Origin of the sequence: Streptomyces sp. NBC_00102 (genome assembly GCF_026343115.1) — a bacterium.
GTDB lineage: Bacteria > Actinomycetota > Actinomycetes > Streptomycetales > Streptomycetaceae > Streptomyces.
Map to the genome: position 1 here is coordinate 2,315,001 of NZ_JAPEMC010000001.1, position 25,182 is coordinate 2,340,182.

20 protein-coding genes and 1 other RNA gene are annotated in these 25,182 nt (G+C 72.4%); 8 read left to right on the plus strand and 13 right to left on the minus strand.

Annotated elements, in window-relative coordinates; all coding sequences use genetic code 11:
* Window positions 1-180 precede the first annotated feature (180 nt).
* A complete protein-coding gene (locus tag OHA55_RS10180; RefSeq protein WP_266704937.1) occupies window positions 181-1,152 on the minus strand; it encodes a LysR family transcriptional regulator in 972 nt (323 codons plus the stop codon).
* A gap of 167 nt (window positions 1,153-1,319) precedes the next feature.
* On the opposite strand from OHA55_RS10180, the gene OHA55_RS10185 reads away from it, so the two are divergent.
* Together OHA55_RS10185 and OHA55_RS10190 are read left to right on the plus strand one after the other, a co-directional pair.
* Complete coding sequence (locus tag OHA55_RS10185; protein WP_266710518.1) at window positions 1,320-2,549, plus strand: MFS transporter; 1,230 nt, start codon at window positions 1,320-1,322, stop codon at window positions 2,547-2,549.
* A 161-nt stretch (window positions 2,550-2,710) separates the two neighbouring features.
* Complete coding sequence (locus tag OHA55_RS10190) at window positions 2,711-3,949, plus strand: alginate lyase family protein (protein ID WP_266704939.1); 1,239 nt, start codon at window positions 2,711-2,713, stop codon at window positions 3,947-3,949.
* A 45-nt stretch (window positions 3,950-3,994) separates the two neighbouring features.
* Here the strand turns inward: OHA55_RS10190 and OHA55_RS10195 are convergent, their stop codons facing one another.
* Together OHA55_RS10195 and OHA55_RS10200 are read right to left on the minus strand one after the other, a co-directional pair.
* A complete protein-coding gene (locus OHA55_RS10195) occupies window positions 3,995-4,147 on the minus strand; it encodes a hypothetical protein (RefSeq protein WP_266704941.1) in 153 nt (50 codons plus the stop codon).
* A 48-nt stretch (window positions 4,148-4,195) separates the two neighbouring features.
* Window positions 4,196-4,852 carry a TetR/AcrR family transcriptional regulator gene (locus OHA55_RS10200; protein WP_266704943.1) on the minus strand — a complete coding sequence of 219 codons (657 nt, stop codon included), beginning with the start codon at window positions 4,850-4,852 and terminating at the stop codon, window positions 4,196-4,198.
* Window positions 4,853-5,068: 216 nt separating this feature from the next.
* Between OHA55_RS10200 and OHA55_RS10205 the strand changes: the two genes are divergently transcribed.
* The gene (locus OHA55_RS10205; protein ID WP_266704944.1) at window positions 5,069-5,908 is read left to right on the plus strand and encodes a patatin-like phospholipase family protein; all 840 of its coding nucleotides are present in this window, start codon (window positions 5,069-5,071) and stop codon (window positions 5,906-5,908) included.
* Window positions 5,909-5,971: 63 nt separating this feature from the next.
* Here the strand turns inward: OHA55_RS10205 and OHA55_RS10210 are convergent, their stop codons facing one another.
* The 6 genes from OHA55_RS10210 to ftsE all read right to left on the minus strand — a co-directional run bounded on the left by OHA55_RS10210 (window position 5,972) and on the right by ftsE (window position 10,704).
* A complete protein-coding gene (locus OHA55_RS10210) occupies window positions 5,972-6,586 on the minus strand; it encodes a gamma carbonic anhydrase family protein (RefSeq protein WP_266704946.1) in 615 nt (204 codons plus the stop codon).
* A gap of 152 nt (window positions 6,587-6,738) precedes the next feature.
* Window positions 6,739-7,125: a transfer-messenger RNA gene (gene ssrA, locus OHA55_RS10215) on the minus strand.
* Between the two features lie 155 nt (window positions 7,126-7,280).
* Window positions 7,281-7,769, minus strand: coding sequence for an SsrA-binding protein SmpB (gene smpB / locus OHA55_RS10220; protein ID WP_266704948.1), 489 nt, complete (start codon window positions 7,767-7,769; stop codon window positions 7,281-7,283).
* Window positions 7,770-7,787: 18 nt separating this feature from the next.
* Window positions 7,788-8,981 (minus strand): S41 family peptidase, encoded by a 1,194-nt coding sequence (locus OHA55_RS10225; protein ID WP_266704950.1) that lies wholly within the window; start codon window positions 8,979-8,981, stop codon window positions 7,788-7,790.
* Between the two features lie 68 nt (window positions 8,982-9,049).
* Window positions 9,050-9,967, minus strand: coding sequence for a permease-like cell division protein FtsX (ftsX, locus tag OHA55_RS10230; protein ID WP_266704952.1), 918 nt, complete (start codon window positions 9,965-9,967; stop codon window positions 9,050-9,052).
* Between the two features lie 47 nt (window positions 9,968-10,014).
* Entirely contained in the window at window positions 10,015-10,704 is a 690-nt protein-coding gene (ftsE, locus tag OHA55_RS10235; RefSeq protein WP_266704954.1) for a cell division ATP-binding protein FtsE, read from the minus strand.
* Window positions 10,705-11,115: 411 nt separating this feature from the next.
* Here ftsE and OHA55_RS10240 point away from each other — a divergent pair, with 411 nt between their 5' ends.
* A complete protein-coding gene (locus OHA55_RS10240; RefSeq protein ID WP_266704956.1) occupies window positions 11,116-11,313 on the plus strand; it encodes a hypothetical protein in 198 nt (65 codons plus the stop codon).
* Window positions 11,314-11,539: 226 nt separating this feature from the next.
* Here the strand turns inward: OHA55_RS10240 and OHA55_RS10245 are convergent, their stop codons facing one another.
* The 4 genes from OHA55_RS10245 to OHA55_RS10260 all read right to left on the minus strand — a co-directional run bounded on the left by OHA55_RS10245 (window position 11,540) and on the right by OHA55_RS10260 (window position 17,365).
* Window positions 11,540-12,409 (minus strand): hypothetical protein, encoded by an 870-nt coding sequence (locus OHA55_RS10245; RefSeq protein WP_266704958.1) that lies wholly within the window; start codon window positions 12,407-12,409, stop codon window positions 11,540-11,542.
* Window positions 12,410-12,791: 382 nt separating this feature from the next.
* A complete protein-coding gene (gene prfB / locus OHA55_RS10250; protein ID WP_266704960.1) occupies window positions 12,792-13,898 on the minus strand; it encodes a peptide chain release factor 2 in 1,107 nt (368 codons plus the stop codon).
* Between the two features lie 175 nt (window positions 13,899-14,073).
* The gene (locus tag OHA55_RS10255) at window positions 14,074-15,318 is read right to left on the minus strand and encodes a serine/threonine-protein kinase (RefSeq protein ID WP_266704962.1); all 1,245 of its coding nucleotides are present in this window, start codon (window positions 15,316-15,318) and stop codon (window positions 14,074-14,076) included.
* Window positions 15,319-15,652: 334 nt separating this feature from the next.
* Window positions 15,653-17,365 carry a serine/threonine-protein kinase gene (locus tag OHA55_RS10260; protein ID WP_266704964.1) on the minus strand — a complete coding sequence of 571 codons (1,713 nt, stop codon included), beginning with the start codon at window positions 17,363-17,365 and terminating at the stop codon, window positions 15,653-15,655.
* 494 nt (window positions 17,366-17,859) lie between these two features.
* Between OHA55_RS10260 and OHA55_RS10265 the strand changes: the two genes are divergently transcribed.
* The 4 genes from OHA55_RS10265 (at window position 17,860) to OHA55_RS10280 (ending at window position 25,180) form a co-directional block, all read left to right on the plus strand.
* Complete coding sequence (locus OHA55_RS10265; protein ID WP_266710522.1) at window positions 17,860-21,300, plus strand: FHA domain-containing protein; 3,441 nt, start codon at window positions 17,860-17,862, stop codon at window positions 21,298-21,300.
* Window positions 21,301-21,520: 220 nt separating this feature from the next.
* Window positions 21,521-22,897 carry an ABC transporter substrate-binding protein gene (locus OHA55_RS10270; protein WP_266704966.1) on the plus strand — a complete coding sequence of 459 codons (1,377 nt, stop codon included), beginning with the start codon at window positions 21,521-21,523 and terminating at the stop codon, window positions 22,895-22,897.
* A 4-nt stretch (window positions 22,898-22,901) separates the two neighbouring features.
* The gene (locus OHA55_RS10275; protein WP_266704968.1) at window positions 22,902-24,296 is read left to right on the plus strand and encodes a carbohydrate ABC transporter permease; all 1,395 of its coding nucleotides are present in this window, start codon (window positions 22,902-22,904) and stop codon (window positions 24,294-24,296) included.
* Window positions 24,293-25,180, plus strand: coding sequence for a carbohydrate ABC transporter permease (locus OHA55_RS10280; RefSeq protein ID WP_266704970.1), 888 nt, complete (start codon window positions 24,293-24,295; stop codon window positions 25,178-25,180). The genes OHA55_RS10275 and OHA55_RS10280 overlap by 4 nt, the downstream gene beginning before the upstream one ends.
* Window positions 25,181-25,182 lie beyond the last annotated feature (2 nt).

Below are 25,182 nucleotides of genomic sequence, written 5' to 3' on the forward strand. Positions count from 1 at the left end.
CGCCAATTTTCCACAGCTGTACGCACATCCCCCACTCAACGTTTCCGGCACACATGAATGACTGGTTTCATGCCGTCGGACTGGGTCCCCACCCCGTCCGCGCACCGCGTTCCCCTTGTGCCCGGACTGATGAATGTAGCGCAAGATGCTGACGCCAATGTCCCCGGATCGGGTTGTTCTTCACGCCTGGGACGCCATCGCGAGAGCGTCCGCTTCGGGCAGCCAGGAACCAGGTGGCCGTACCATCCACCCTTCTGACGACTGAAGTTGAACGGCGGCGGTACGGAGGGCGTCCAAACCGGGATGCCGCATCCCCTTCCGGTGGACCAGCAGGAGCGGGGAGAGCGGGACCGGGCGCACGAGGGGTCGGAGCACCGTGCCCGGAAGCGGAGGAAAACCGACAACGGCGAGCACCGGGTATCCCGTCTTCGCCATGATCCGTTGAAATTCGGCCACTCCTACGGCAAGCGGAGTGGGCGGTGCCAGGTGGATGTCCCACTCTTCGAAAAGGAGTGCGGCGAGGTCGGTCCACTCGCGGGTGCGCGCATTGCCTGCCCCCGCGTAGACGGTTTCCCCGGCCAGATCGGCGAGGGCGACGACCTCGCGCGGAGCGAGAGGATGAGCGGACGGCAGCAGGACGGCCATCGGCTCGTAGCGCACGGGTTGCACGTGGAGACCCGCGCGCACCGCGGGGTCGAGCCCGCCGGCCCGGCCGAAGGAGGCGTCCAGCCGTCCGGCGAGGATCTCCCCGGCGGCCCAGGTGAGGCCGGACTCGAATCGGGCCATCAGCTCGCATTCCGGGGCGAGTTCGCGCGCCCGGTCCAGCACCCGGGCGGCCGTCATCCCGTCCGTGTTCAGGTCCACCAGGAGCGGCCGGGCCGCCGCGTCGGCGAAGGCGGCGCCGAGCGCGGCGTGCGCGTCGAGCACCCGGCGGGCGTGCGGGACGAGCCGTTCGCCGTCCGTCGTGAGGACGACCTGCCGGGTGGTACGGACGAACAGCGCGGCACCGAGCAGCCTCTCCAGCCTGCGGATGTCCCGGCTCAGCGCCTGCTGGGCCACGAAGAGGCGGGCTGCGGCCCGGGTGAAGTGCAGGTCCTCGGCGACGGCGAGGAAGGCGCGCAGCAGCCGGGGATCGAGGTCGGGGACGGTCACCGGGGGAATCTACAACACAGGTGAGTGAATCGGGTCCGGGCAGGTGTTGGACCGGACGGTGGCGCGCGGCCGAGGCTGCGAGGGTGCCGAACCCTGCCCCCACCCCCACGACCGCCACGACCGCCACGCCCACCACGACCGCCGCGCCCCCGCCCGGCCCCTCCGGGATATCGCCCGGGGCTCCCGGCAACGCCTATCTGCGGCTGCTGCGCACCCCGGGCGCCCGCGCCTTCACGGCGGGGAACCTGCTGGCCCGGCTGCCGATGGGGATGTTCAGCGTCAGCGCGGTGCTGATGATCGCGGGCTCCCGCGGCTCGTACGCCCTGGCGGGCGCGGTGACCGCGACCGGTCTGGTGGCGACCGCCGTGGTGGCGCCCCTGACGGCGCGGCTCGTCGACCGCTACGGCCAGGCCAGGATCGCCGTCCCCGCCACCGCGCTCGCCGCGGCCGGCGCCCTCGTCCTGGCGCTCTGCGTACGCCTCGACGCCCCGACCTGGACCCTCTTCCTCGCGTACTCCGCCACGGCCACCGCCCCCAACACCGGCGGTATGTCACGTGCCCGCTGGTCACACCTGCTCCGGGACGACCCGGCCGCCCTGCACACCGCCAACTCCTTCGAACAGGCCGCAGACGAGCTCTGCTTCATGCTCGGCCCGGTCCTCGCCGCCACGCTCTGCGGCACGCTCTTCCCGGAGGCGGGCACGGTCACGGGCGCGGTGCTGATGATGAGCGGCATCCTGATCTTCGCCGCCCAGCGCTCCACGGAGCCGCCGGTCGCCCCCCGTACGGTCCGGGCGCGCTCCCCGTTCCGCTCCCCCGGCATGCCCGCGCTGCTCGCCGTGTTCCTGGCGACGGGGGCGGTCTTCGGCACGATGGAGGTCGTGTCGATCGCGCACGCCGGGGGCGCGGTGCTCGCTCTCCAGGCCACCGGCTCCTGCGTGGCGGGGCTGCTCTACGGTGCGCTGCGCCCGGCCCGGAACCTCGCGGCGCGGCTGACGCTCTGCCTCGCCGCGATGACCGCGCTGATGTGTCTGCCGCTGCTGGCGGTCGCCACCACCGGCTCGCTGCTCGCCCTGGCGCTCTGCCTGCTGGCGGCGGGCGCGGCCACCGCGCCGACCATGGTGACCGGCATGACGCTCGTCCAACGCCTGACCCCGGCGACCCAGTTGAACGAGGGCATGACGATCGCGGTGACCGCCCTGCTCGGCGGGGTCGCGGCCGGCTCGGCCACCGGCGGCTGGCTGGTGGAGCACGGCGGCACGATCCCCGGGTACGCCGCCCCCGCCTGCGCCGCCGGACTCGCCCTCGTGGTCTCCGTCGTCGGTGCGGGACGACGGGCGGGACGGACGGCCGGAGAGGCAGGACGCGCGCGTCGGGGCGAGGCCACCACCGGCTGATCCGCCACGAGAGAAGACAAGTTCACCTACGTGAACAGCAGTTGAGCTGGGGATCTGCCGCACGGTCTTGACGGCCACCTGGTCTGTACCTATGGTCACCGGCCAGCAGGCGTGTTCAACCCCCAGAGCTTCGTTCACGTACGAGAACGGATGGCCCCCACATGCCAGTCACCCCCACACCTTCGCGCGCTCCCGCACCGCGCCGCGGCCGCAGGCGCCCCGCACTCCTCCTCACCGCGGCGGCAGCGGCGGCAGCGCTCGTCGTCGGGTTCCTCTCCGGGCCCGGCGCCCCGCACGCCGAGGCGGCGCCGGCCACCTTCACCCACCCCGGAGTCACCGTCTCGCAGGGCCAGTTGGACTTCGCCCGCACCAAGGTCAACGCCGGTGCGCAGCCCTGGAAGGGTGCGTACGACCAGATGATGGCGAGCGGCTACGCGAGCCTGAGCCGCACCGCCAAGCCCCGCGCGACCGTCGAGTGCGGCTCGTACTCCAACCCCAACAACGGCTGTACGGACGAGCGCGAGGACGCGATCGCCGCGTACACCGACGCCCTCGCCTGGTACATCACCCGGGACGAGCGGTACGCGAAGAAGTCCATCGAGCTGATGGACGCCTGGTCGGCGACGATCACCAGCCACACCAACAGCAACGCCCCGCTGCAGACCGGCTGGGCGGGCTCCTCGTGGCCCAAGGCGGCCGAGATCATCAAGTACACCTACACCGGGACCTGGGCCAACTCCGGTCGCTTCTCGACCATGTTGAGGAACGTCTACCTGCCGCAGCTCATCAACGGCTCCAACTCCAACGGCAACTGGGAGCTGTCGATGATGGAGGCCGCCGTCGGCATCTCCGTCTTCCTGGAGGACAAGACCTCCTACGACAAGGCGATCGCGAAGTTCCGCACCCGTACGGCGGCGTACGTCTACCTCGCGTCGGACGGCGCGGTGCCCAAGACCGTACCGAGCCAGAACCTCGACACCACCGCGAAGATCGTCAGCTACTGGCAGGGCCAGTCCACCTTCGTCACCGGCCTCACCCAGGAGACCTGCCGCGACTTCACCCACACCGGGTACGGCATCTCGGCCATCTCGCACATCGCGGAGACCAGCCGCATCCAGGGCCAGGACCTCTACGGCACGGACGTCGGCGAGCGGCTGCGCCAGGCCCTCGGCTTCCAGTCCAAGTACCAGCGCGGAGAGGCCGTCCCGAGCTGGCTCTGCGGCGGGTCCCTCAACCTCGGCCTCGGCCCCGTCACCGAGGTCGGCTACAACGCCCTGCACAACCGCCTCGGCATCGCGATGACCAACACCCAGGCCCTGACCGAGCAGAACCGCCCGGCCGGCAGCAACAACCTCTTCGTGGCCTGGGAGACCCTGACCCACGGGGACAACCCGAACTGAGCCCGGCGGATTCTCGCGGCTGGTCCGGCGACTCGGGACCCCGGGTCACCCCGACCAGTCGGCCCGCCCGTCGTGGAGGTACACCGGTTGCCCGGCACCCAGCCGGGCAACCTCCGCGGAGAAGCGCCGGGCCATGCGCTCCCCGAGCAGGGTCACGGCCGGTCCGAGTTCACCGGCGGCCTCCATCACCAGGGGCATGAGCTGTGCGTGTGGGCCCTGCCGTTCGTGCTCGCGGATCGCGGACTCTCAACGTCCCTTGCCGGGCCCGAGGTTGAGCAGCACGGTGCCGAGCTGGTCCGGCGTGAGGGCCTGCGCGGGCAGAGCGTCTGCTGCGGGACCGGCGCGAAGGCCGTCGAGGAGCAGGGCGAGCGGGCGGAGCCAGGCGTCCGGGGCTGCCGCGGTGAGCGCGGGTACGGCCCGGCCCAGTGCGGCCAGGGAGAAGAGCAGGTCCTCGGTGAGCAGGTCCGGGCGGATGGCGCCCTGCTCCTGACCGCGCCGGATCAACACGTCGATGGTTCCGCGATTGTGGGCGTGGACCGCCTCCAGGGACGGGACGCCTTCCAGGTTCGTGGTCATGAGGTCGTTGGTGCCCCGGTCGGCCGCCAGGCCCGCGAACACCGTACGCAGGTACTGCCCCAGGGCCCTCCACGCGTCATCGGCGGCACGTGCCCGTTCGCCGGCCTCCATGGTCTCCGCGAGCGCGTCCCGGAAGACCTCGTCGACGAGGGCGGCACGGGTCGGGAAGTGGCGATAGAGGGTCGCGTTGCCCACGCCTGCCCGCCGGGCGATGACGTCGAGCGGGGCGTCCAGGCCCTCCTCCGCGAAGACCTCTCGGGCCGTGTCCCTCAGCAGCTTCCGGTTGCGCAGCGCGTCGCGGCGCCCCACCGGCGGACGGTCGCCCATCGCGTCTCCCTCTTCTCTCCCCGCACGGGACTTCTCCCGTAGGCCCGGGGCCTCGGCCGCGTACCCCGCGTACCCCGCGTACCAGGAATCCCGCCTCGTACCGGGGAGCGTTCCCCGGTACGGATGCTATCGTCGGCCGAGGAAACGGGGACTACTCCCCGTTTCCTTTCCCGCAGGCGGGACGACGTCTGCGGGCGTCCACGTCGAGGGGGAAGCATGAACGGCACTGCACTCGTACTCGGCGGCGGCGGGCCGGTGGGCGGAGCCTGGTTGACGGGGGTTCTGGCCGGGCTCGCCGGTGCCGGGATCGAACTCGACGGCGCCGACGTCGTGATCGGCACCTCCGCCGGCGCCGTCTTCGGCTCCCGGCTCCGGTCCGGGGTCACGGCTGCGGAACTCTACGATCGCCAGCTCTCCGGGGCGGACGCGGTCCGTCTGCCGGTGACCGCGCGGCAGACTGCGAGCTTCCTCTGGGCGGCGCTCGGCTCCCGCGACCCCCAACGCTCCGTCGAACGCCTCGCCCGGACGGCACTTCGCGCCCGGACCGGCCCGGAGTCGGACGTCTTCGACACGGTCGGCGCACTTCTGGGCGACGTACACGACTGGCCGGAGCGGGAGTTGCGGATCGCCGCGGTCGACGCGGCGAGCGGCCGGACCGAGGTGTTCGATTCGGGCTCCGGAGCGACGCTCCTCGAAGCGGTCGCGGCGAGCTGCGCCGTACCCGTCGTATGGCCGCCGGTCACCGTGGCAGGCCGGCGCTGGATGGACGGCGGCAGCCGTTCGACCACCAACCTCCACCTCGCGCACGGGTACGAGCGGGTGCTGGCGCTCGCGCCGGTCCCCCGAGCGGTCGGACCGCATCCGAGCGCCACGCGGCAGGCCGCCCAGTTGTCGGCCGACGGAACGCGCGTCCTCCTGCTGTCCCCGGACCGCGCCGCGCGCCGCGTGATGGGCCGCGACATGACCGCCGACGCCCGCCGCCCGGCCGCCGCCCGCGCCGGCCGCACCCAAGCCGGCGCGGCGGCGGCCTCGGTGGCCGGACTCTGGCACGGGTGACGCGGTCCACGGGTGACGCGGTCCACGGGTGACAGCGGGTCCCGCGGGGCGACCGCCGCCGGCTCACACCTCGCGGTCGTCGCGATGGCGTCCCAGGGCGCGGCCGAAGCGTGCCGAGACCGCAGGCATGATGCTTTCGCCGTCCGCGGGCCTGTCCAGCCCGAAGACGTAGCCGGGGAAGTCGAGTTCCTTCTGCACCGCCCAGATCGCCTCGTGTTCCTGCGGCGGAAGCACCTGGACCGGGTCGCCGACTGCGATCCAGCCGATGGGCACCGTCGTGTCCGGGGGCAGCACGGTGCGCAGGTGCACGATTCCATTGATCCGTACCTCGGATCGGGTGCCTATGCGGGCCCCGTTGAAGACCCGGCTGCCGGCCGCCAGGAACACCTCGTCCTCGGCCGTGCACCCGGTCAGGTACGAGCCGGGGCCGACCAGGACCGAACGTCCCAACAGCAGGGGGTCCCGGCGGGTGCCGCGCAGGACCGCGTTCTCCATGACGATGCACCCCTCGCCGAGTTCCACTGCCCCGCCCTCGGCGGTCAGTACCGCGCCGAACAGTACCCGGCAGCCGGGACCGACGCGTACGTCCCCGCAGAGGGTCGCCGTCGGGGCCACATAGGCCGAGGGGTGCACGGTGGGCGACATGCCTTCATGGTCGATGAGCATGTCCGGGATCATGCAGCACATGGTTCGCCGCGGCCAGGACTTTTCGCCCGCCGGGACGGAATCAGCCATCGACGAGCGGCACGCCCGCTGCGTCAGAAAAGAGAAGGAACGCGAAAAAGCCTCTGCCCCGCGAGCGAACTCGCGGGGCAGAGGCCTACATGGGGTGGTGGAGATGGCGGGAATCGAACCCGCGTCCAACGGTGCGGAACCAGGGCTTCTCCGAGTGCAGTTCGCTACGCTTTTCTCGGCCCCGGAGGTCACGCGAACAAGCCTCCGACAGGCTCAGTCACTGTTTGATTTCCTTCCAAACCCCGTGACCGGGCTTAGAAGTTTAGATCCCTAGTTGATGCCAGGATCCGGGTCGGGATCACCCCCGGGCTGACACTCCGCGGAGTCTTCGCTAGCTGCTAATTAGGCAGCGAGAGCGAAGGCGGAGGAATCGCGCTTGGAATTGGCGATTATTGTTTGCGACATATGGTTTACGAGATCATTGTCGCTTCCTCGACTCGCTTCCCCTGCTTCGACATCCGCTGTCGAAACCGATCATCCCCATGTTGATTTTTCAATACGCGCACCCTCGCTGGGGTGCACGGCCCATCGTACGTGACCAACGGCGGACGATGCCAGCGTATTCCCGCCGGTCACCCTTCCCGAGTGCCCGCTCCGGGCCCCGGTACGCACGCGAGAGCGCCCCGCGACCGTCCGGTCACGCGCTGCGCTGCCGGCGGCGGGCCGCCGAGATGGCGCGGTTGGTCTCGCGGGTGTCCTGCTTCTCGCGGAGCGTCTGGCGCTTGTCGTACTCCTTCTTGCCCTTCGCGAGCGCGATCTCGACCTTGACCCGGCCGTCCTTGAAGTACAGGGCGAGCGGGACGATGGTGTGCCCGGTCTCCTTGGACTTCGACTCCAGCTTGTCGATCTCGGCCCGGTGCATCAGCAGCTTCCGCTTGCGCTTCGCCGCGTGGTTGGTCCAGGTGCCCTGGACGTACTCGGGCACGTGGATGTTGTGCAGCCACGCCTCGTGCTGGTCGATCTGGACGAAACCGTCCACCAGCGAGGCCCTGCCCATCCGCAGGGACTTCACCTCGGTACCCATGAGCACGAGCCCGCACTCGTAGGTGTCGATGATGAGGTAGTCGTGCCGCGCCTTCTTGTTCTGCGCGATCATCTTGCGCCCGGTGTCTTTTTCCTTGGCCATAGTGCGGTCATTTTCGCACTACGACCCACCCCCGAGGCCACTCAATACCGTCTCGGCCCGATCCAGGGCCCCCGCACCGACCACCACGTCCGGGGTGATCCCCCGGCCCTCCACGCCCTTGCCGCCCGGCGTGCGGTACTGCCCGACGGTCAGCTCCGCCACCGCGCCGTCCGGCAGCTCGCTCGGCATCTGCACCGAGCCCTTGCCGAAGGTGGGCGAACCGACCGTGACCGCGCGGCCCCGGTCCTGGAGCGCGCCGGTCAGCAGCTCGGCCGCGCTCATCGTGCCGCCGTCGACGAGCACCACGAGCGGGCGGGTCGTGTCGCCGCCCGGATCCGCGTACAGGGCGCGCTGCTCCCCGTGCACGTCGTAGGTGGCGACCAGGCCGCCGTCCAGGAAGGCGGAGGCGGCGACGACCGCCTCGCCGACCAGCCCGCCGCTGTTGGCGCGGAGGTCCAGCAGGATTCCGGCGTCGCCGGGCGCGGACCGTACCGCGTCGCGGATCTCGCCGCCCGCACCCCGGGTGAAGGCGGTCGCCTTGATCAGCACGGTGGAAGTGGGGCGGGTGCCGAGCCGGCGCACGCTGACGGCCTCCGTGGTGAGCCTGGCCCGGTGCAGGAACTCCGTCCGGGCGTGTCCCTCCCGCTCCAGGCCGAGGACGACGGAGGAACCCGCCTTCTCGTGCGTACCGTCCCCGCGCAGCCGGGCCACGATCTCCGCGACGGGCCGGCCCTGGGTCCGGTCGCCGTCCACGGAGGTGAGTACGTCGTCTGCGCGGATGCCCGCGAGGTCGGCGGGCCCCCCGGGCTCGACCCGGGCCACCCGCACCCGGCCGTCGGCGGTGCGGCGGGCGGAGAGGCCGACCCCGGTGTACGAGCCGTCGAGCGCCTGCTCGAACTCCTCGTACTCGCGCTCGTCGTACACCGCGCCCCAGCGGTCGCCGCTGCGGCTGACGAGCTCCTCGGCGGCCTGGGTGGCGGACTTCCCGTCCGCGGCGGCTCCGGCGGCGGCCGCCGCCAACTCCTGGCGGTCGACGGGGGCGAGGGAGGACGCGGCGGCGGCCGGGCGGGTCCGCGGGTCGGCGCGGGCGGGCTCGTCGCGCGGGAGGGAGCCGGTGGCCGCACCGGTGGCGAGCACTCCGGCGAACACCAACGTCAGGGCCGCCCCGCGGCGCAGGCCGCGGGGCCCGTACCGGTACAAGGGCCCCTGCATGGCAGCGAGTCTAGGACAAACCCCCTGCGCCGCACGGGCGCTTCACCGTGCGGCGCAGGGGGCGCATGTCACACCTTGAGGTACTTGCGGAGCGCGACGAGCGCCGCAACTGCGGGCATCAGGAGCCCGATCGCGAGGACAAGAGGCAGTTTGGTGATGACCGCGTCCCAGCCGATGAAGTCGATCAGGTTCAGCTTGCTCTGCAGGGAGAGGCCGGCGTCGATGAGGAAGTAGCGGGCGCCTATCAGCAGAGCACAGGCCAGCAGACCGCCGATCAGCCCGGCGAAGGCCGCTTCCATGATGAACGGCATCTGGATGTAGAACCCCGAGGCGCCGACGAGCCGCATGATGCCGGTCTCGCGTCTCCGGCTGAACGCCGACACCCGGACGGTGTTGACGATCAGCATCAACGCGATGATCAGCATCAGGAACATGACGCACAGGGCCGCCACGTTCATGCCGTTCATCAACTCGAAGAGGTTGTCCAGGATCGATCTCTGGTCCTGGACGGACTGCACCCCGGCCCGGCCGGCGAAGGCGGTCGCGACGACCTTGTACTTCTCCGGGTCCTTGAGCTTGACGCGGAAGGACTCCTGCATCTGGTCGGGCGTGATGTTGCCCGCCATCGGGGTGTCGCCGAACTGGTCCTGGTAGTGCTTGTACGCCTGGTCGACCGTCTCGAAGGTGACGGTGTCGACGGCCGCCATCTTCTTGAGGTCCTGATCGATTTCCTTCTTCTGCGCGTCCGTCACGGCACCGTTGGAACACTTGGGCATGTCCACGGCGTCGTTCTTGTTGCACAGGAAGATGGAGACGTTGACCTTGTCGTACCAGTAGTCCTTCATCGTGCTGACCTGCTCACGGAGCAGCAGCGCGCCCCCGAACAGGGCGAGCGAGAGGGCGACGGAGACCACGACGGCGAAGGTCATCGTGAGGTTGCGCCGGAGGCCGACGCCGATCTCCGACAGGACGAACTGGGCGCGCATGGCGTCCTTTCAGTACTCGATGCTCAGATGCTCAGTGCTGGTGGCGCTCAGTGCTGGTAGCCGTAGACGCCGCGCGTCTGGTCACGTACGAGACGGCCCTGTTCCAGCTCGATGACGCGCTTGCGCATCTGGTCGACGATGTTCTGGTCGTGGGTCGCCATGATCACGGTGGTGCCGGTCCGGTTGATCCGGTCCAGCAGCTTCATGATGCCCACGGAGGTCTGCGGGTCGAGGTTTCCGGTCGGCTCGTCGGCGATCAGCAGCATCGGCCGGTTGACGAACGCCCGCGCGATGGCGACGCGCTGCTGCTCACCGCCGGAGAGCTCGCCGGGCATGCGGTCCTCTTTGCCGCCGAGGCCCACGAGGTCGAGCACCTGCGGCACGGCCTTGCGGATCTCACCGCGCGGCTTGCCGATGACCTCCTGCGCGAAGGCCACGTTCTCGGCGACGGTCTTGTTGGGGAGGAGGCGGAAGTCCTGGAACACCGTGCCCAGTTGGCGGCGCATCTGGGGCACCTTCCAGTTGGACAGGCGCGCCAGGTCCTTGCCGAGCACATGGACTTGGCCCAGGCTCGCGCGCTCCTCACGGAGGATCAGGCGCATGAAGGTGGACTTGCCGGAGCCCGAGGAGCCCACCAGGAAGACGAACTCGCCCTTCTCGATGTCGAGTGAGACATCGCGCAGTGCGGGGCGGCTCTGCTTCGGGTAGGTCTTCGAGACGTTGTCGAATCGGATCACGGAGGCACCATGGTCGGCCGGGAGTATGTGTGCGTGACCCTACGCGAATGCTTCGCTGGCGCGCAGGCGGCGTCTACGGATGGGTGATTTATGCCGGAAGATGAGCGGGAGCGCGTCGGCCGCGGTGCGTCGTACGGAACGCGCGGGCGCCCTCCGCACCGCTGTCGCGACCGTGCGTGACCGACGTGGAAGACCGGTGCGCGTGACCCCGCTGGACCCCCGCCGGCCGTCGTACCGGGACTTTCGGCAGCCTTTTCCCGTACTCCCCGACGGGCCGCGCCGAATGTCGCCGGAGCTGGCACAGTGGTAGGGGGAACGGTCACGCTCCCCGGAGCGTTGTGCGGACGGACAGCCGCCCGGGCCCGGGAGCACGGCCGAGGACGATTCCGCCGCGCGGGAGGAGGAGTGCGCATGACCTACGACCGACTGGTGTGCGCGAACTGTGCGGCGCCCGTCAACGAGGGCCGCTGCCCCGTCTGCCGCGCGAGCCGCGAGCGCCTGCGACAACAGGACCAGGGCCTCTTCGGCGGGATGAACCCGATGGTGCTGATCGCCCTGCTCGTCGTGCTGGTGTGCGCGGTGGCCCTGCTGGCCCAGCAAGTGGCGTAGACCCGGCACGTGGCGTGGACCCGTCACGTGGCGCAGCCCCAGCACATGGCGCAGGCCCCGCATGTGGCGTAGGGCCTCCTCCGCGCCGCCCCCATGCGCCTGTACGGCTCCGAGGGGCGTCGTACACCTCCCGTTCACCGCGTGAGGGCCCGAGGAGAGCGGTGAAGCTCTCCTCGGGCCCTCAGTGACCTGCGTGCCGTGCGTGCCCCGCGTCCGAGCGAGTGGCTCAGACGGCGGTGCGACCGGCCGCCAGACGCGGCAGGAAGCGGAAGCCGATGCCGCCGGCGATCATCGTCGCGGCGCCGAGGAGCAGGAACGTGGTCTCGGCCGCACCGGTCTCGGCGAGCTCGTCCTTGCCCTTGCCCTGCTCGACCGGCTTGTTGCCGACACTGTCGGTGTCGGTGTTGTTCGACTCGACGCACTCGGCACCGTCGAGGGTGACGGTGCAGGACTCGTCCGTGCCGCCGGTGGACGAGCCACCGTCGGTGCCGGTGGTGCCCGACGTGCCCGACGTGCCCGAGCCGGTGGTGCCGGACGTGTCCGAGCCGGTCGCGCCCGAGTCGCCGTTCGTGCCGCCCTCGGTCGCCGGAGCGCCGTCGCTACCGCCCTCCGTGGCCGGAGCGCCGTCGCCGCCACCCTCGGTCGCCGGAGCGCCGTCGCCGCCACCCTCCGTGGCCGGAGCGCCGTCGCCGCCACCCTCGGTCGCCGGAGCGCCGTCGCCGCCACCCTCCGTGGCCGGAGCGCCGTCGCCGCCACCCTCGGTCGCCGGAGCGCCGTCGCCGCCACCCTCCGTGGCCGGAGCGCCGTCGCCGCCACCCTCGGTCGCCGGAGCGCCGTCGCCGCCACCCTCGGTCGCCGGGGCACCGTCGCCGCCACCCTCGGTCGCCGGAGCGCCGTCGCCGCCACCCTCCGTGGCCGGAGCGCCGTCCGAACCGGCGTCCACGCCACCGGCGTCGCCGCCCTCCTCCGCGAAGGAGGAGGTGACTTCCCCGACGCCGAACGCCTGCGCCGCACCCGCGGCCGTCAGGGATGCGCCGGCCGCGATGATCGCGCCGGCGGCTATGCGCGCGATGTGTACGCGCGTCTTCTTCGTCATCTGCTGCTACCCCCAGTAGCCGATCTCGTCGATGGAGCAGCGCGTGTGAGGGACCCGGCTCTGCGGAGTTTGCTCCGAACCGGGCCGCGTTCACCGCGGTCGTCCGGCCCGCCCCCACTCACACCCGTCCCAGTCATACGCACGCTGCTCCAGCACCCTGACCAGAGTTAAGGATTACGTCAAGAGCGTTCCGGGCGATTGGTGAACCCGTGGGGCTTCTGACGGTTATTCGCTCCCCCGACTGTGACGCGATCGCTACGATCCCCCGGCCCCGCCGCCCGGCCCCACGCGCCCCGCCGGGCCCGCGCCTTCCGCCTCCCCGGGTACGCGGAAGGGCCCGGGCGGAAAATCCCGCCCGGGCCCAACTTCCGTACGCGTACGGTTACTTCTCGCCCTGCTTCCGCCAGCGGATGCCCGCCTCGATGAAGCCGTCGATCTCACCGTTGAAGACCGCTTCGGGGTTGCCCATCTCGAACTCCGTACGAAGGTCCTTGACCATCTGGTACGGGTGCAGGACGTACGAACGCATCTGGTTGCCCCAGGAGTTGCCGCCGTCGCCCTTGAGCGCGTTCATCCGCGCCTGCTCCTCCTGGCGGCGTCGCTCGAGGAGCTTGGCCTGGAGGACGTTCATCGCGGACGCCTTGTTCTGGATCTGCGAGCGCTCGTTCTGGCAGGAGACGACGATGCCGGTCGGCAGGTGGGTCAGTCGCACCGCGGAGTCGGTGGTGTTGACGCCCTGGCCGCCGGGGCCCGAGGAGCGGTACACGTCCACGCGCAGCTCGGACTCGTCGATCTCGATGTGGTCGGTCTGCTCGACCACGGGCAGCACCTCGACACCCGCGAAGGACGTCTGACGGCGGCCCTGGTTGTCGAAGGGCGAGATCCGGACGAGCCGGTGGGTGCCCTGCTCGACGGAGAGCGTGCCGTAGGCATACGGGACCTCGATCGCGAAGGTGGTCGACTTGATGCCGGCCTCTTCGGCGTACGCCGTCTCGTAGATCTCGGTCTTGTAGTTGTGCCGCTCGGCCCAGCGCAGGTACATGCGCTGGAGCTTCTCGGCGAAGTCGGCGGCGTCGACGCCACCGGCCTCGGCGCGGATGGTGACCAGGGCCTCGCGCGCGTCGTACTCGCCGGAGAGGAGGGTGCGGACCTCCATCTCGTCGAGTGCCTTGCGGACCGATTCCAGCTCGGTCTCGGCCTCGGCGAGAGTGTCCGCGTCGCCCTCGTCCTGGGCGAGCTCGAAGAGCACCGCGAGGTCGTCGATGCGACCGCGCAGCGTCTCGGTCTTGCGGACCTCGGCCTGGAGGTGGGAAAGCTTGCTGGTGATCTTCTGGGCCGCCTCCGGGTCGTCCCAGAGGGACGGCGCCGCCGCCTGCTCCTCGAGCACGGCGATGTCCGCCCTCAGGGAGTCCAGGTCCAGGACGGCCTCGATCGACCCCATGGTGGACGAGAGGGACTTCAGCTCTTCGGAAATATCGACGACTGCCACGGGTCCAGCGTAACGGCTGGACGGGTGAAGCTCGCCCTCCCCCGGCTCCGGACGCCGTATCCCCTGCTCCGGCGGGGCCCCGGCCGGGTCCGGGGTCCGGCTTCCGGGGCCGGTAGCGTGCCGGACCGCCGGGCGACGGGGCGGTCCGGGACGGGGCGACCGGCGGGGTCCGGTCTCAGGGTGCGTCGGGTGCGGAGCTGCCGCTGTCCTGCGGGGTCGCTCCCGCGTCGTCACCGCTGGTGGCCAGCCAGCCGCCCACCGCGACCGCCGCGACGAGCACTACGGTGACCGCGCCCAGGGTGAGGCGGCGCTTGCGGACGGCGGCGGACTTGTTCCGGGCCGAGCCGGGGCGCGGGCGGCCGGGGGCGCGCGGGGCGCGGGCGGTGCCGAGCGGTCCGCCGGCCAGTTCCTCGGGGCCGGGCACGCGCATGCTGGTGTGGGTGTCCCGGTTGGAGTCGGGGGCCGAGCCGGTGACCAGCGGTACGGCGCCCCGGCGGCGCGGCTCCGCGTCGGCGGGGGTGTACTGCTGCTCGTCGTACTCCGGGCGCAGTTCCGTTTCTTCTTCGCCCGGCTCGTCCACCTCCAGCGGCCCGATGCCCGCCAGCATCGGCAGCAGCTCCCGCAGCCGGCCGCCCAGCTCTCCGGCCCGCAGCCGGGAGGCGGGGGCCTTGGCCAGGCACTGGACCAGAAGCTGCCACAGCTCCTCGGGGATGCCGGGGAGCGGGACGACGGTCTCCGTGACGTGCCGGCGCAGCACCGCGCCGGGGTGGCCGCCGCCGAAGGGGGTGAACCCGGCGAGCAGCTCGTAGAGGACGGTGGCGAGGGCGTAGATGTCGACGGCGGCGCGCGGCGGGAGCCCTTCGACGATCTCGGGTGCCAGGTAGTCGGGCGTGCCGATGATCCGGGTGGTGCGGGTGCGCAGCGGGGTGTCGATGAGCTTGGCGACGCCGAAGTCGGTGAGGAGTGCGGGGTGCGAGCCCCCGGGGCCGAGCGGGCCCTCCATGTCGAGCAGGATGTTCTCCGGCTTCACGTCCCGGTGGACCACTCCTGCGGCGTGCGCGGCGGCGAGTCCGTCGGCCACGTCCGCGACGATCGCGACGGCGGCCTCGGGGGCGAGGCGGCGCTCGCGGTCCAGCCGGGTGCGCAGGTCGGTGCCGCGCACCAGGCGCATGACCAGGGCGAGGTCGTTGCCGTCGACGACGAGGTCGTGGACGGCGACCACGTGCGGGTGGTCGAGGCCGAGCAGGGCGGTGCGCTCCTGGACGAAGCGGCCCACGAGCTCCTGGTCGGACGCGAGGTCCTCGCGGAGGAGTTTGATGGCGACGGGCCCCTCGGGCCCGTCGCCGAGCCACACCGTTCCGGCGCTGCCGCGCCCCAGGATCTGGTGGGCGGTGTACCGGCTGCCGATATTCCGTGCCAAGACTGCTCCCTCAGCGGCTGGCGGTGAACCCCGGTCGACAAAGTTACGCGGCGACCAGGGGGATGCGTGCCCCGGACGGCGCCAGCCTTCCCCTCCAGGGGCGAAATGCGGCGGTAAGGACCCCGAAGGAGTCGACAAAGGTACAGAGTTGATGCGGTGTGGAGACGCTGCCGAGACGGAGCGGAGACCTGGACCGGAGGGTCCGGGCGCCCGCGCCGGACATCCCGGGCCCTCCGGGCCCTCCGTCACGGCGGGGGACGTGCGTACCGGCGCCGGCACCGACGCACGGCTCCTGATCAGGCGCTGCCGCCGCGGGTCGGGTACCGCCGCCCGGTCAGGCGCTGCCGCCGCCGAGGTCGGAGATCCAGTCCTTCACCGAACCGATGGCGTCACCGATCGCCTCCCAGTACCCCTTGCCCTGGTCGACCCAGTCCTGAAGCGGCGTCAACTCCCAGATGAGCCAGCCCGCGACGATGAGCAGCACCACGGTGAACAGGCAGCCCTTGAGGCAGCCGAGCCCGGGGATCTTCATCGGGTTGGCGCTGCGCTGCCGGGGCTGGCGCGGCTCGCGGGGGGCGGGTGCCTGCGGCTGCTGCGGGGGTGCGTACTGCTGCTGCCTGGGCTGCTGCTGGGGTTGCTGCTGCGGGGCGTACTGCTGGGGCGCGTAACCCTGCTGCGGCTGCTGCTGCGGGTAGTTCTGACGCTGCTGCTGGTAGTGCTGCGGCGGTTGCTGCTGCGGCGGGTACTGCTGATGCTGCGGGCGCTGCTGCCGGGGCTGCTGTTGCTGCGGGGACTGCTGCGGCGGCTGCTGGCGCTGGGGGCGCCGGCGCAGCGGGTCGTCGGCCGGGTCGAGGTACTGGACCTGGGTCTGCTCGTTGCGGTCGCGCGCGGCCTGGAGCTGGGACTGCCACGGGTGGGCGGGGTCCTGCTGCGGCGGCCCGTCCGGGCGCTGCGGCACCGGCGGCAGCACGGCGGTGGGGTCGGCCGCGCCGCCCGGGCCGCCGGGGAACTGCCCGTGCTGGAGGACGCTGGTGGCGGCGTTCGGGTCGTACCCGCCCGCGCCGAAGGGGGCGCCGGAGTTCGGCAGCACCTGCGTGGGGTCGGCCGCGCCGGCCGTCTCCGGTACGGGGGCGGGCGCCGGGTCCGGGGCGAGCAGCGCGCCGACACCGTCGGCGGCGGCGATCTGCGCGGAGTTGGCGTGCACGCCGATGCCGGCGGCGACGGTACGCAGCGCCCGGGCCAGGTTCTCGGCGCTCGGCCGCCGGTCCGGGTCCTTGCTCAGGCAGCGCTCGATGACCGTCCACAGGGGCTCGGGGACGGTGGAAGGGCGACGGGGCTCCTCGCTGAGGTGGCGGTGGAGCACTTCGAGCGCGGTGCCCCCGGCGAACGGCGGGCGGCCGGTGACCAGCTCGTACAGCAGGATTCCGGCGCCGTAGATGTCGACGGCGGAGGTCTGCGGGCGGCCCTCGGCGGACTCCGGGGCCACGTACGCGGGCGTGCCCACGAACTCGTGGGTGCGGGTCAGCCCCGGGGAGTCGGCGAGCCGGGCGATGCCGAAGTCGGTCAGCATCGGGCGCATGGTGCCGTCGCGCTCGTCGAGCAGGACGTTGGCCGGTTTCAGGTCGCGGTGGACGACCCCGTCGGCGTGGCTGGCGGCGAGCGCGTCCGCGATCTGTGCAGTGAGCAAGGAGGCGGCGACCGGGGTCAGCGGGCCGTTCTCCCGGAGGTAGCGGTGCAGGTCGGGACCGTCGACGAGGTCCATGACCAGGGCGAGGAGATCCCCTTCGACCACCAGGTCGCGGGTGCGCACGATGTTCTCGTGGGTGAGCCGGAGCAGCACGGAGCGCTCCCGCAGGAACCGCATCACCACATCGGCGTCGTTGGCGAGCTCCTCCTTGAGGACCTTGATCGCCACGGTCTCGCCGGGCTGCCCCGCGACGGCCGCCTCGGCCCCCGCGGTCTCCCGCTGGCGCGCTCGCCAGACGGTGCCCGTGGCGCCGCGTCCGAGCGGCTCTTCGAGCAGGTACTTGCTGCCTACGGGCCGCACGTCATGCGCTCCCTGCTGTTGTGGGGACGGTGGTCGGTGAGGGCCCACTCTAATGGTGCCGAACCGGCCGCCGACGGGTCACGAACGGGCTGTGTTCACGCTGTGACCCGCCGGTTTCCGGCCATTTCCGGTTGCTCTCCGACGGCTGCGCGAACCCGCACGTGCCCCGCTCCGGGGAAGACGCGACGGACCACCGGCCGGTTGCCCTCGCGCGTCGGTACGTCTGCCCACGGCCCGGCCCGCTCACGCGGAACTGTCCGAACCCGGGCCAAGCAGGCGCTTTTGCGCCCACACCCGACCGATCAAGATCACTTATGCATGACCCGTGGGCGTGTTGCCCGTGGCAGGTGCGAGGATGCCTCCAGCACGGAACTGCGGGAGCGGGAGCCCTGCGGTACGTGACGACCCGTACCGGACGACGCGTCCGCGCCGGGTGGGGGGCATCACAGGGAGGTCCCCTGCCGGGCAACCCGCAGAAGGGACCGCTGACGGCGATGCAGATCCGGCTGACCGTCCTCGCGCCGCGCACCGGCCACGCACCGGTGCGCGCGTGCGACGTCCTGCTCACCGCCCCGGCGGGCACCGCGCTCGCCTCGGTGGCCTCGGCCCTCGCCTCGGCCGTCCAGGGCCCCGAAGGGTCACTGGGCGGTGGCGCGGTGATCCTCTTCGCCGGGCGGGAGCGGCTGGACTCCCAGCGCCTCTCCGTCGGCGAGCCGCCGCTGGTCGACGGCGCGGTGCTCTCCCTCCAGACCCCGGGGGAGGACGAACCCTCCTCGGACGACTCCGTCCCGGCCCGGCTGCACGTGGTCGCGGGCCCCGACGCGGGCGGCGTCCATCTGCTGCACGGCGGCCAGATCCGGATCGGCCGCTCCGCCGAAGCGGACGTGCCCCTCGACGACCCCGACGTCTCCCGGCTGCACTGCGCGGTCACCGTCTCCGGCGACGGGCGGGTGACGGTGGCCGACCTCGGCTCCACCAACGGCACCTCGCTGGACGGCGCCGAGATCGGCACCCGGCCCGTCCCGCTGTCGGCGGGGGCCCTGCTGCGGCTCGGCGAGTCCACCCTCCGCCTCACCACCGGACCCCGTCCCCCGGTACTGGCGACCGCCCCGGACGGCGAGGGACATCTGCGGGTGGCCCGGCCGGAGCCGGGCGCGCCCGGGGACGCCGGCCCCGAACCGGCCCACGCCCACGGCTCGTCCGCGGAGGAGACCCGCCCGTCCGGCCACGACTCGCCGTACCGCCAGGAGGACGCCGGACCGTTTTCCCGGTCCGGCGCGGAGCCGCCCCGGCGCGGCGGCATAGGTGCCTGGGCCCGCCGGCTCGCCGGTGGCCGCGCCGACCACGAGGTGCCGGACGCCCGGGGCGTCCCCGCCCCCCGGTCCGCCTCGGGGCACTCGGGGTTCCTGGCCCCCTCGGCCCCGGCCGGCACCTGGCCCGACCCCGCTGCGGTGCTGCTGACCGCGCTCGGCCCGGGCCCCCGGCTCTGGGAGCGCGACCCGGGCCACCCGGAGGCGCTGGCCCTCCGGCTCGGCACCACCGACCGGGCGGAGCTGCCCTCGGTGCCGGTGACGGTCGGGCTGCGCGAGGCCGGTTCGCTCGGGCTCGCCGGGCCGTGGGAGCGCCTCACCGGGCTGGCCCGCTCCGCGGTCGCCCAGCTCGCGGCCCTGCACTCCCCCACCGACCTGGAGATCGTGCTCATCAGCACGGACCGCAACCGCACGGCGGACGAGCGGCGCACCGCCTGGTCCTGGCTGGGCTGGCTGCCGCATCTGCGGCCGATGCGCGGACAGGACTGCCGGCTGCTCCTCGCGTACGACCGTGAGCAGGCGGCGGCCCGTACGGCGGAGCTGGTCCGCCGGCTCGACGAGAGTCCGCTCGGCCCCGGCTGGCCGCACGCCGGGCGGGAGGCGGTCGCCGAGGCCGCCGAGGCCTGGACCGGTCCGTACACGGTGCTGGTCGTGGACGGCGACCCCGGGACGGCGGCACTGCGGGAGACGACCGCACGCCTCGCGGGGGCGGGCGCTGCGGCCGGAATCCATCTGATCTGTCTGGCGGAGACCCCGGCCGCCTCGCCGACCTCCCCGGTCACCGCGACCTACGAAGCCGCCTGCCACGCCTCCCTCGCCTTCCGCGAGTGCGGGGCGGTCGCCATGCTCAGCGGGGACGTCGCGACCGCGCTCCGGCTGCTGCGCACGGCCGGCGGCCAGGTCGCCGGGCACGGCACGGTGGCGACGGTGGACGCGGTGTCGCCGGCTTGGGCGGAACGCTTCGGCCGGGCGCTGGCCCCGCTGCGGGACGAGGGCCCCGGCGGCGCCGCCGACCTCGCGAAGACGGCCGCGCTGCCGCCCTCGGCCCGGCTGCTGGACGAACTGGGTCTGGCCAGGGCCACCCCGGCCTCGCTGATGGCCCGCTGGGCTTCCACGGCCGAACGCCAGCCCGGCGCCTCGGTCCGGCAGACCCCCACCCCCACGTCGGGGCGGTACCGCGACCCCCAGGACACCCCGAGCCCCGGCCGCACCCTCAGCACCGGCCCGCTCCGCACCACCCCGCCCGCCGACGGCCGGCGCCCGGACTCCCCCGACTCCGGGCGCACCCCGTACCCGTCCCGCCCGGACGCCCGCACGGACTCGGGCCGCACTCCGTACCCCGGCGCCCCCGACACCCGCACGGACTCCGGCCGCACCCCGTACCCCGGCGCCCCCGACACCCGCACGGACTCCGGCCGCACCCCGTACCCCGGCGCCACGGCGCGCGGTACGGGCGACACGCCGTACCCGGGGTCGGGACCGCGTACGGACTCCGGGCGTACCCCGTACCCCGCGACCGCCGCACCGGCCTCCGCCGGTGAGGGGGCCGGCGGGCAGGCCGGGCGGCCGGTGGTGGTGCTGGGGGCCGGTCCCCGGGGGCCGGTGAGCGTGGACCTCGCCGACGAGGGGCCGCACCTGCTCATCGAGGGACCCGCCGGCAGCGGGCGTACCGAGTTGCTGCGGGCGGTCGCCGCCTCGCTCGCCTCGGCCGCCCGTCCCGACCGGCTCGGCATCCTGCTGGTGGACGGTGCCGGTGCCGGTGCGGGCGGGGAGAGCGGCGAGCCGGGTGAGGGGCTGCGGCCCTGCACCGAGCTGCCGCACGTCTTCTCCCATCTGTCGGCCTCCGACCCGGTCCGGATGCGGGAGTTCGCCCGGGCACTCGGCGGTGAGCTGAAGCGCCGCGCCGAACTGCTCGACGGACTGGACTTCACCGAGTGGCACATCCGGCAGGAGGTCTCCCGGCGGCTCGTGGGCCAGCGTCCGCCGGGCTCCTCCGAGCAGCGCGGCAACCCCGACGGTCCGGCGGCCTCCTCCACCACCGGCACCCTGCGGCTGCGAACCACCGACCCGCGCGCGGCGGACCCGGGTCCGTCGCCGCTGCCCCGGCTGGTGGTGCTCGCCGACGACTTCGACGCGCTGGTCGCCCCGTCGCTCGGCAGCCCGGGCCGGCCGGCCGCCGGGTCCGTGGTGCGGGCGCTGGAGGCAGTGGCGCGGGACGGCGCCAGGCTCGGGGTGCATCTGGTGGCCGCCTCGGGCCGCCCGGACCGTACCGAGGACACCGAGCTGGCGCGCGGTGCCCGGCTGCGGATCGTGCTGGACGCGCCGGTGCTGCCGCCGTCGCCGGACGAACCGGCGCCGGGGCGGGGCAGGCTGGGGCATCCGGACGGCCGGGTCACCCCGTTCCAGGGCGGCAGGGTGACCGGCCGCATCCCGCGCACCGCGACCCTGCGTCCGACCGTGGTGCCGCTGGAGTGGGAGCGGATGGGCGATCCGCCGACCCGCCGCCCGGTACGCGAACTGGGCAACGGCCCCACCGACCTGGCGCTCCTGGCCAGTGCGCTGGAGCGCGCGGCGCGCTCGGTGAACGCCGAACGGCTGCCCCCGTTGCCGCCGGTCTCCTCGTGATTCCCGGCCGGGTCGGGGCGGACGGAGCTGTCCTCCTGACCTCTGTCCACGGGGTGTGCCTTTCCTCCTGAAACGACGTCACGAGCGGGTCACGATCACCCGCCCGTCCCCCACGGCGGTATTGCGGGTCCTTCGCGCCTCGGCGTAGGACTGTGCCCACGGACGACGCGGTACTCGCACAGCGGCGTGCGGACGCGCGTCGCCGGGAAACGGGGAAGACATGCGCAGAACCCGACAACTGGGCCGGGCGGCAACGCTGTTCGCCGCGATAGGCGCGCTGGCGCTGACCGGCTGCTCGGGCGGTTCGGACGACGGCAAGGACGGCAAGGACACCGGGGGCGCCACGGCGGGCGCGAGCGAATCGCCCGCGTCGACCGTCTCGTTACCTCGTCTGGACGGTGAGCAGATCTCCGTGGCCGCGGTGTGGACGGGCGCGGAGCAGCAGAACTTCGTCAAGGTCCTGGACGAGTTCGAGAAGCGGACGGGAGCGAAGGTCAGCTTCGTCCCCGCGCAGGACCCGATCGTCAACTTCCTCGGTACGAAGATCGCGGGCGGCCAGCCGCCGGACGTGGCGATGATCCCGCAGGTCGGCGCGATCCAGCAGGCCGTGGCGAAGAAGTGGGCCAAGCCCGTCGGCAACGAGGCGCGGGCCCAGCTCGGCCAGAACTACGCGCAGGTCTGGCAGGACCTCGGTGCCGTGGACGGCACCCAGTACGGCGTCTACTACAAGGCCGCCAACAAGTCGCTGGTCTGGTACAACGCCAAGGCCTTCGAGAACGCGGGCGCGGCCGAGCCGAAGACCTGGAAGGACTTCCTCACCACCGCCGAGACCGTGTCGGCCTCCGGGATCACCCCGGTGTCGGTCGGCGGCGCGGACGGCTGGACCCTCACCGACTGGTTCGAGAACATCTACCTCTCCCAGGCGGGCCCGGAGAAGTACGACCAGCTCGCGAAGCACGCGATCACGTGGACGGACCCGTCCGTGAAGGAGGCGCTCACCACCCTCGCCCAGCTCTTCGGCAAGCCGGAGCTGATCGCGGGCGGCGCGTCCGGGGCGCTCCAGACCGAGTTCCCGGCCTCGGTGACACAGACCTTCACCGGCGGGGACCAGCCGAAGGCGGCGATGGTCTTCGAGGGCGACTTCGTCGCCGTCAACATCGCGGAGACCGATGCGAAGATCGGTACGGACGCCAAGGTGTTCCCGTTCCCGGCGGTCGGCGCGGACTCCCCGGTGGTGACCGGCGGGGACGCGGCGGTGGCGCTGAAGGACTCCAAGGGTGCCCAGGCGCTGCTGACCTTCCTGGCGTCCACGGACGCGGCGAAGATCTCGGCCGGGGCGGGCGGGTTCCTCTCGCCGAACAAGTCCCTGGACCCGGCCGTGTACCCGAACGAGGTGCAGCGCACCATGGCGCAGGCGCTGATCGCGGCCGGGGACGACGTCCGGTTCGACATGTCGGACCAGGCGCCGCAGTCCTTCGGAGGTACGCCCGGCAAGGGCGAGTGGAAGATCCTCCAGGACTTCCTGAAGAGCCCCGGGGACGTTGCGGGGACCCAGCGGGCGCTGGAGTCCGCCGCCGCCGAGGCGTACAAGAGCTGACGCGGTGACGACAGCGACGACGGGGGGCGCCGGTGCGGCACCCCCCGTCCACCCGGGTCCCCCCGTCCCCTCACCGCCCGGCCCCGGGCCAAAGCCCCGGCGGTCCGGGCGCGGTGTCACCGGCTCCCGCAGAGCCGTCGCGGTGGCGTTCCTGCTGCCCGCGCTGGTGCTGCTGGGCGCGCTGGTGGTCTATCCGATCGCCTACTCCGTCTACCGCTCGTTCTTCGACAAGGCGGGCACCGGCTTCGCCGGGCTCGACAACTACCGGACGCTGTTCACGGACGACACGATCCGTACGGCGGTCGAGAACAACCTGATCTGGGTGGTCCTCGCCCCCACGGTCTCCACCGCGCTCGGCCTGATCTTCGCGGTGCTGACCGAACGCATCCGCTGGGGCACGGCGTTCAAGCTGGTCGTCTTCATGCCGATGGCGATCTCCATGCTGGCCGCCGGGATCATCTTCCGGCTGGTGTACGACGAGGCCCCGGAGCGCGGAGTCGCCAACGCGGTCTGGGTGGGCGTGCACGACACCTTCGCGAAGTCTTCCGGTTTCCCGAAGGCGCACCCGCTGCCGGTGCACCCGCTGAAGGCGGGCGGCGGCGGATCGTTCGTCACGAAGACGACGGTACGGGCGGGCGTCCCGGTGCTGCTCCCGCTGGTCGGGGTCGTACCGGAGAAGATGCCCGGCGACGCGGAGCCGGCGCGTACCCCCGCGCCCGACGGCGACCGGATCACCGGCACCGCCTGGCTGGACTTCACCAAGGGCGGCGGCGGGAAGCCGAACACGGTCGATCCCGAGGAGCTGGGGCTCAAGGGCATCGAGGTGGAGGCGGTGAAGGACGGCAAGGTCGTCGCCACCGCCACGGCCGGGGCCGACGGGTCCTTCTCGCTGCCCGCGGCCGCGGACGGCGCGGTGCTCCGGCTGCCCGCCGACAACTTCCGCGAGCCGTACAACGGGGTCTCCTGGCTCGGCCCGAGCCTGGTCACGCCCGGGATCATCGGCAGCTACATCTGGATGTGGGCGGGCTTCGCGATGGTGCTGATCGCGGCGGGTCTCGCCGGGCTGCCGCGCGAACTCCTGGAGGCGGCCCGGGTCGACGGGGCGAACGAGTGGCAGGTGTTCCGGCGGATCACCGTGCCGATGCTGGCACCGGTCCTCGCGGTGGTGCTGGTCACGCTCATGATCAATGTGCTGAAGGTCTTCGACCTGATCTTCATCATCGCGCCGGGCTCCTCCCAGGACGACGCCAACGTCCTCGCCCTCCAGCTGTACCGCTCCTCGTTCGGTACGGACGCGGACCTGGGGGTCGGCAGCGCGATCGCCGTCCTCCTGCTGCTGCTGGTGATCCCGGTGATGGCCTTCAACATCCGGCGGATACGGAAGGAGGGGCGCCGATGACGGCCGCGTCCACCACCACGGCCGAAGCCGCCCGCCCGTCGCTCGCGGCGCGGGTCGCCGCGCGGGCCGGCGGCGGGGTGATGCGCGTCTTCCTCGTCCTGGTGGCCCTGTTCTGGCTGATGCCGACGATCGGGCTGCTGCTCTCCTCGCTGCGCGACGGCAAGGACATCGCGGCGAGCGGCTGGTGGCAGGTCTTCACCACCCCCTCCCAGCTCACCTTCGACAACTACCAGCACCTGCTGTCGAACCCGGCCATCACCGACTCGCTGCTCTCCACCGTGATGATCACCGTGCCGTCGACGGTCCTGGTGGTGGTGATCGGCTCGTTCGCCGGCTACGCCTTCGCGTGGATGGACTTCCCCGGCCGCGACTGGTGGTTCCTGGTGGTCGTGGGGCTGCTGGTGGTGCCGGTACAGGTCGCGCTGATCCCGGTCTCCAAGCTCTTCGGCACCCTCGGGATCTTCGAGACCACCCTCGGCGTGGTCCTCTTCCACACGGCCTTCGGGCTGCCGTTCGCCATCTTCCTGCTGCGGAACTTCTTCGCGGAGATCCCGCGCGAACTCCTGGAGGCCGCCCGGCTCGACGGGGCGGGCGAGATCCGGCTCTTCACCCGGGTCGTGATGCCGCTCGGCGGACCGGCCATCGCCTCGCTCGGGATCTTCCAGTTCCTCTGGGTCTGGAACGACATGCTGGTGGCGCTGATCTTCGCGGACTCCGGCTCCCCGCCGATCACCGTGGCGCTCCAGCAGCAGGTGCGCCAGTTCGGCAACAACATCGACGTGCTGGCGCCGGGGGCGTTCGTGTCGATGGTGATTCCGCTGGCGGTGTTCTTCGCCTTCCAGCGGCAGTTCGTCTCGGGGGTGATGGCGGGGGCGGTGAAGTGAGG

Bases quoted from the DNA above. Each gene is read 5' to 3' on its own strand.
- OHA55_RS10190 (WP_266704939.1), top strand. From the start codon at position 2,711: ATGCCAGTCACCCCCACACCTTCGCGCGCTCCCGCACCGCGCCGCGGC.
- OHA55_RS10195 (WP_266704941.1), bottom strand. From the start codon at position 4,147: ATGCCCCTGGTGATGGAGGCCGCCGGTGAACTCGGACCGGCCGTGACC.
- OHA55_RS10200 (WP_266704943.1), bottom strand. From the start codon at position 4,852: ATGGGCGACCGTCCGCCGGTGGGGCGCCGCGACGCGCTGCGCAACCGG.
- OHA55_RS10205 (WP_266704944.1), top strand. From the start codon at position 5,069: ATGAACGGCACTGCACTCGTACTCGGCGGCGGCGGGCCGGTGGGCGGA.
- OHA55_RS10210 (WP_266704946.1), bottom strand. From the start codon at position 6,586: ATGATCCCGGACATGCTCATCGACCATGAAGGCATGTCGCCCACCGTG.
- smpB (WP_266704948.1), bottom strand. From the start codon at position 7,769: ATGGCCAAGGAAAAAGACACCGGGCGCAAGATGATCGCGCAGAACAAG.
- OHA55_RS10225 (WP_266704950.1), bottom strand. From the start codon at position 8,981: ATGCAGGGGCCCTTGTACCGGTACGGGCCCCGCGGCCTGCGCCGCGGG.
- ftsX (WP_266704952.1), bottom strand. From the start codon at position 9,967: ATGCGCGCCCAGTTCGTCCTGTCGGAGATCGGCGTCGGCCTCCGGCGC.
- OHA55_RS10240 (WP_266704956.1), top strand. From the start codon at position 11,116: ATGACCTACGACCGACTGGTGTGCGCGAACTGTGCGGCGCCCGTCAAC.
- OHA55_RS10245 (WP_266704958.1), bottom strand. From the start codon at position 12,409: ATGACGAAGAAGACGCGCGTACACATCGCGCGCATAGCCGCCGGCGCG.
- OHA55_RS10265 (WP_266710522.1), top strand. From the start codon at position 17,860: ATGCAGATCCGGCTGACCGTCCTCGCGCCGCGCACCGGCCACGCACCG.
- OHA55_RS10270 (WP_266704966.1), top strand. From the start codon at position 21,521: ATGCGCAGAACCCGACAACTGGGCCGGGCGGCAACGCTGTTCGCCGCG.
- OHA55_RS10280 (WP_266704970.1), top strand. From the start codon at position 24,293: ATGACGGCCGCGTCCACCACCACGGCCGAAGCCGCCCGCCCGTCGCTC.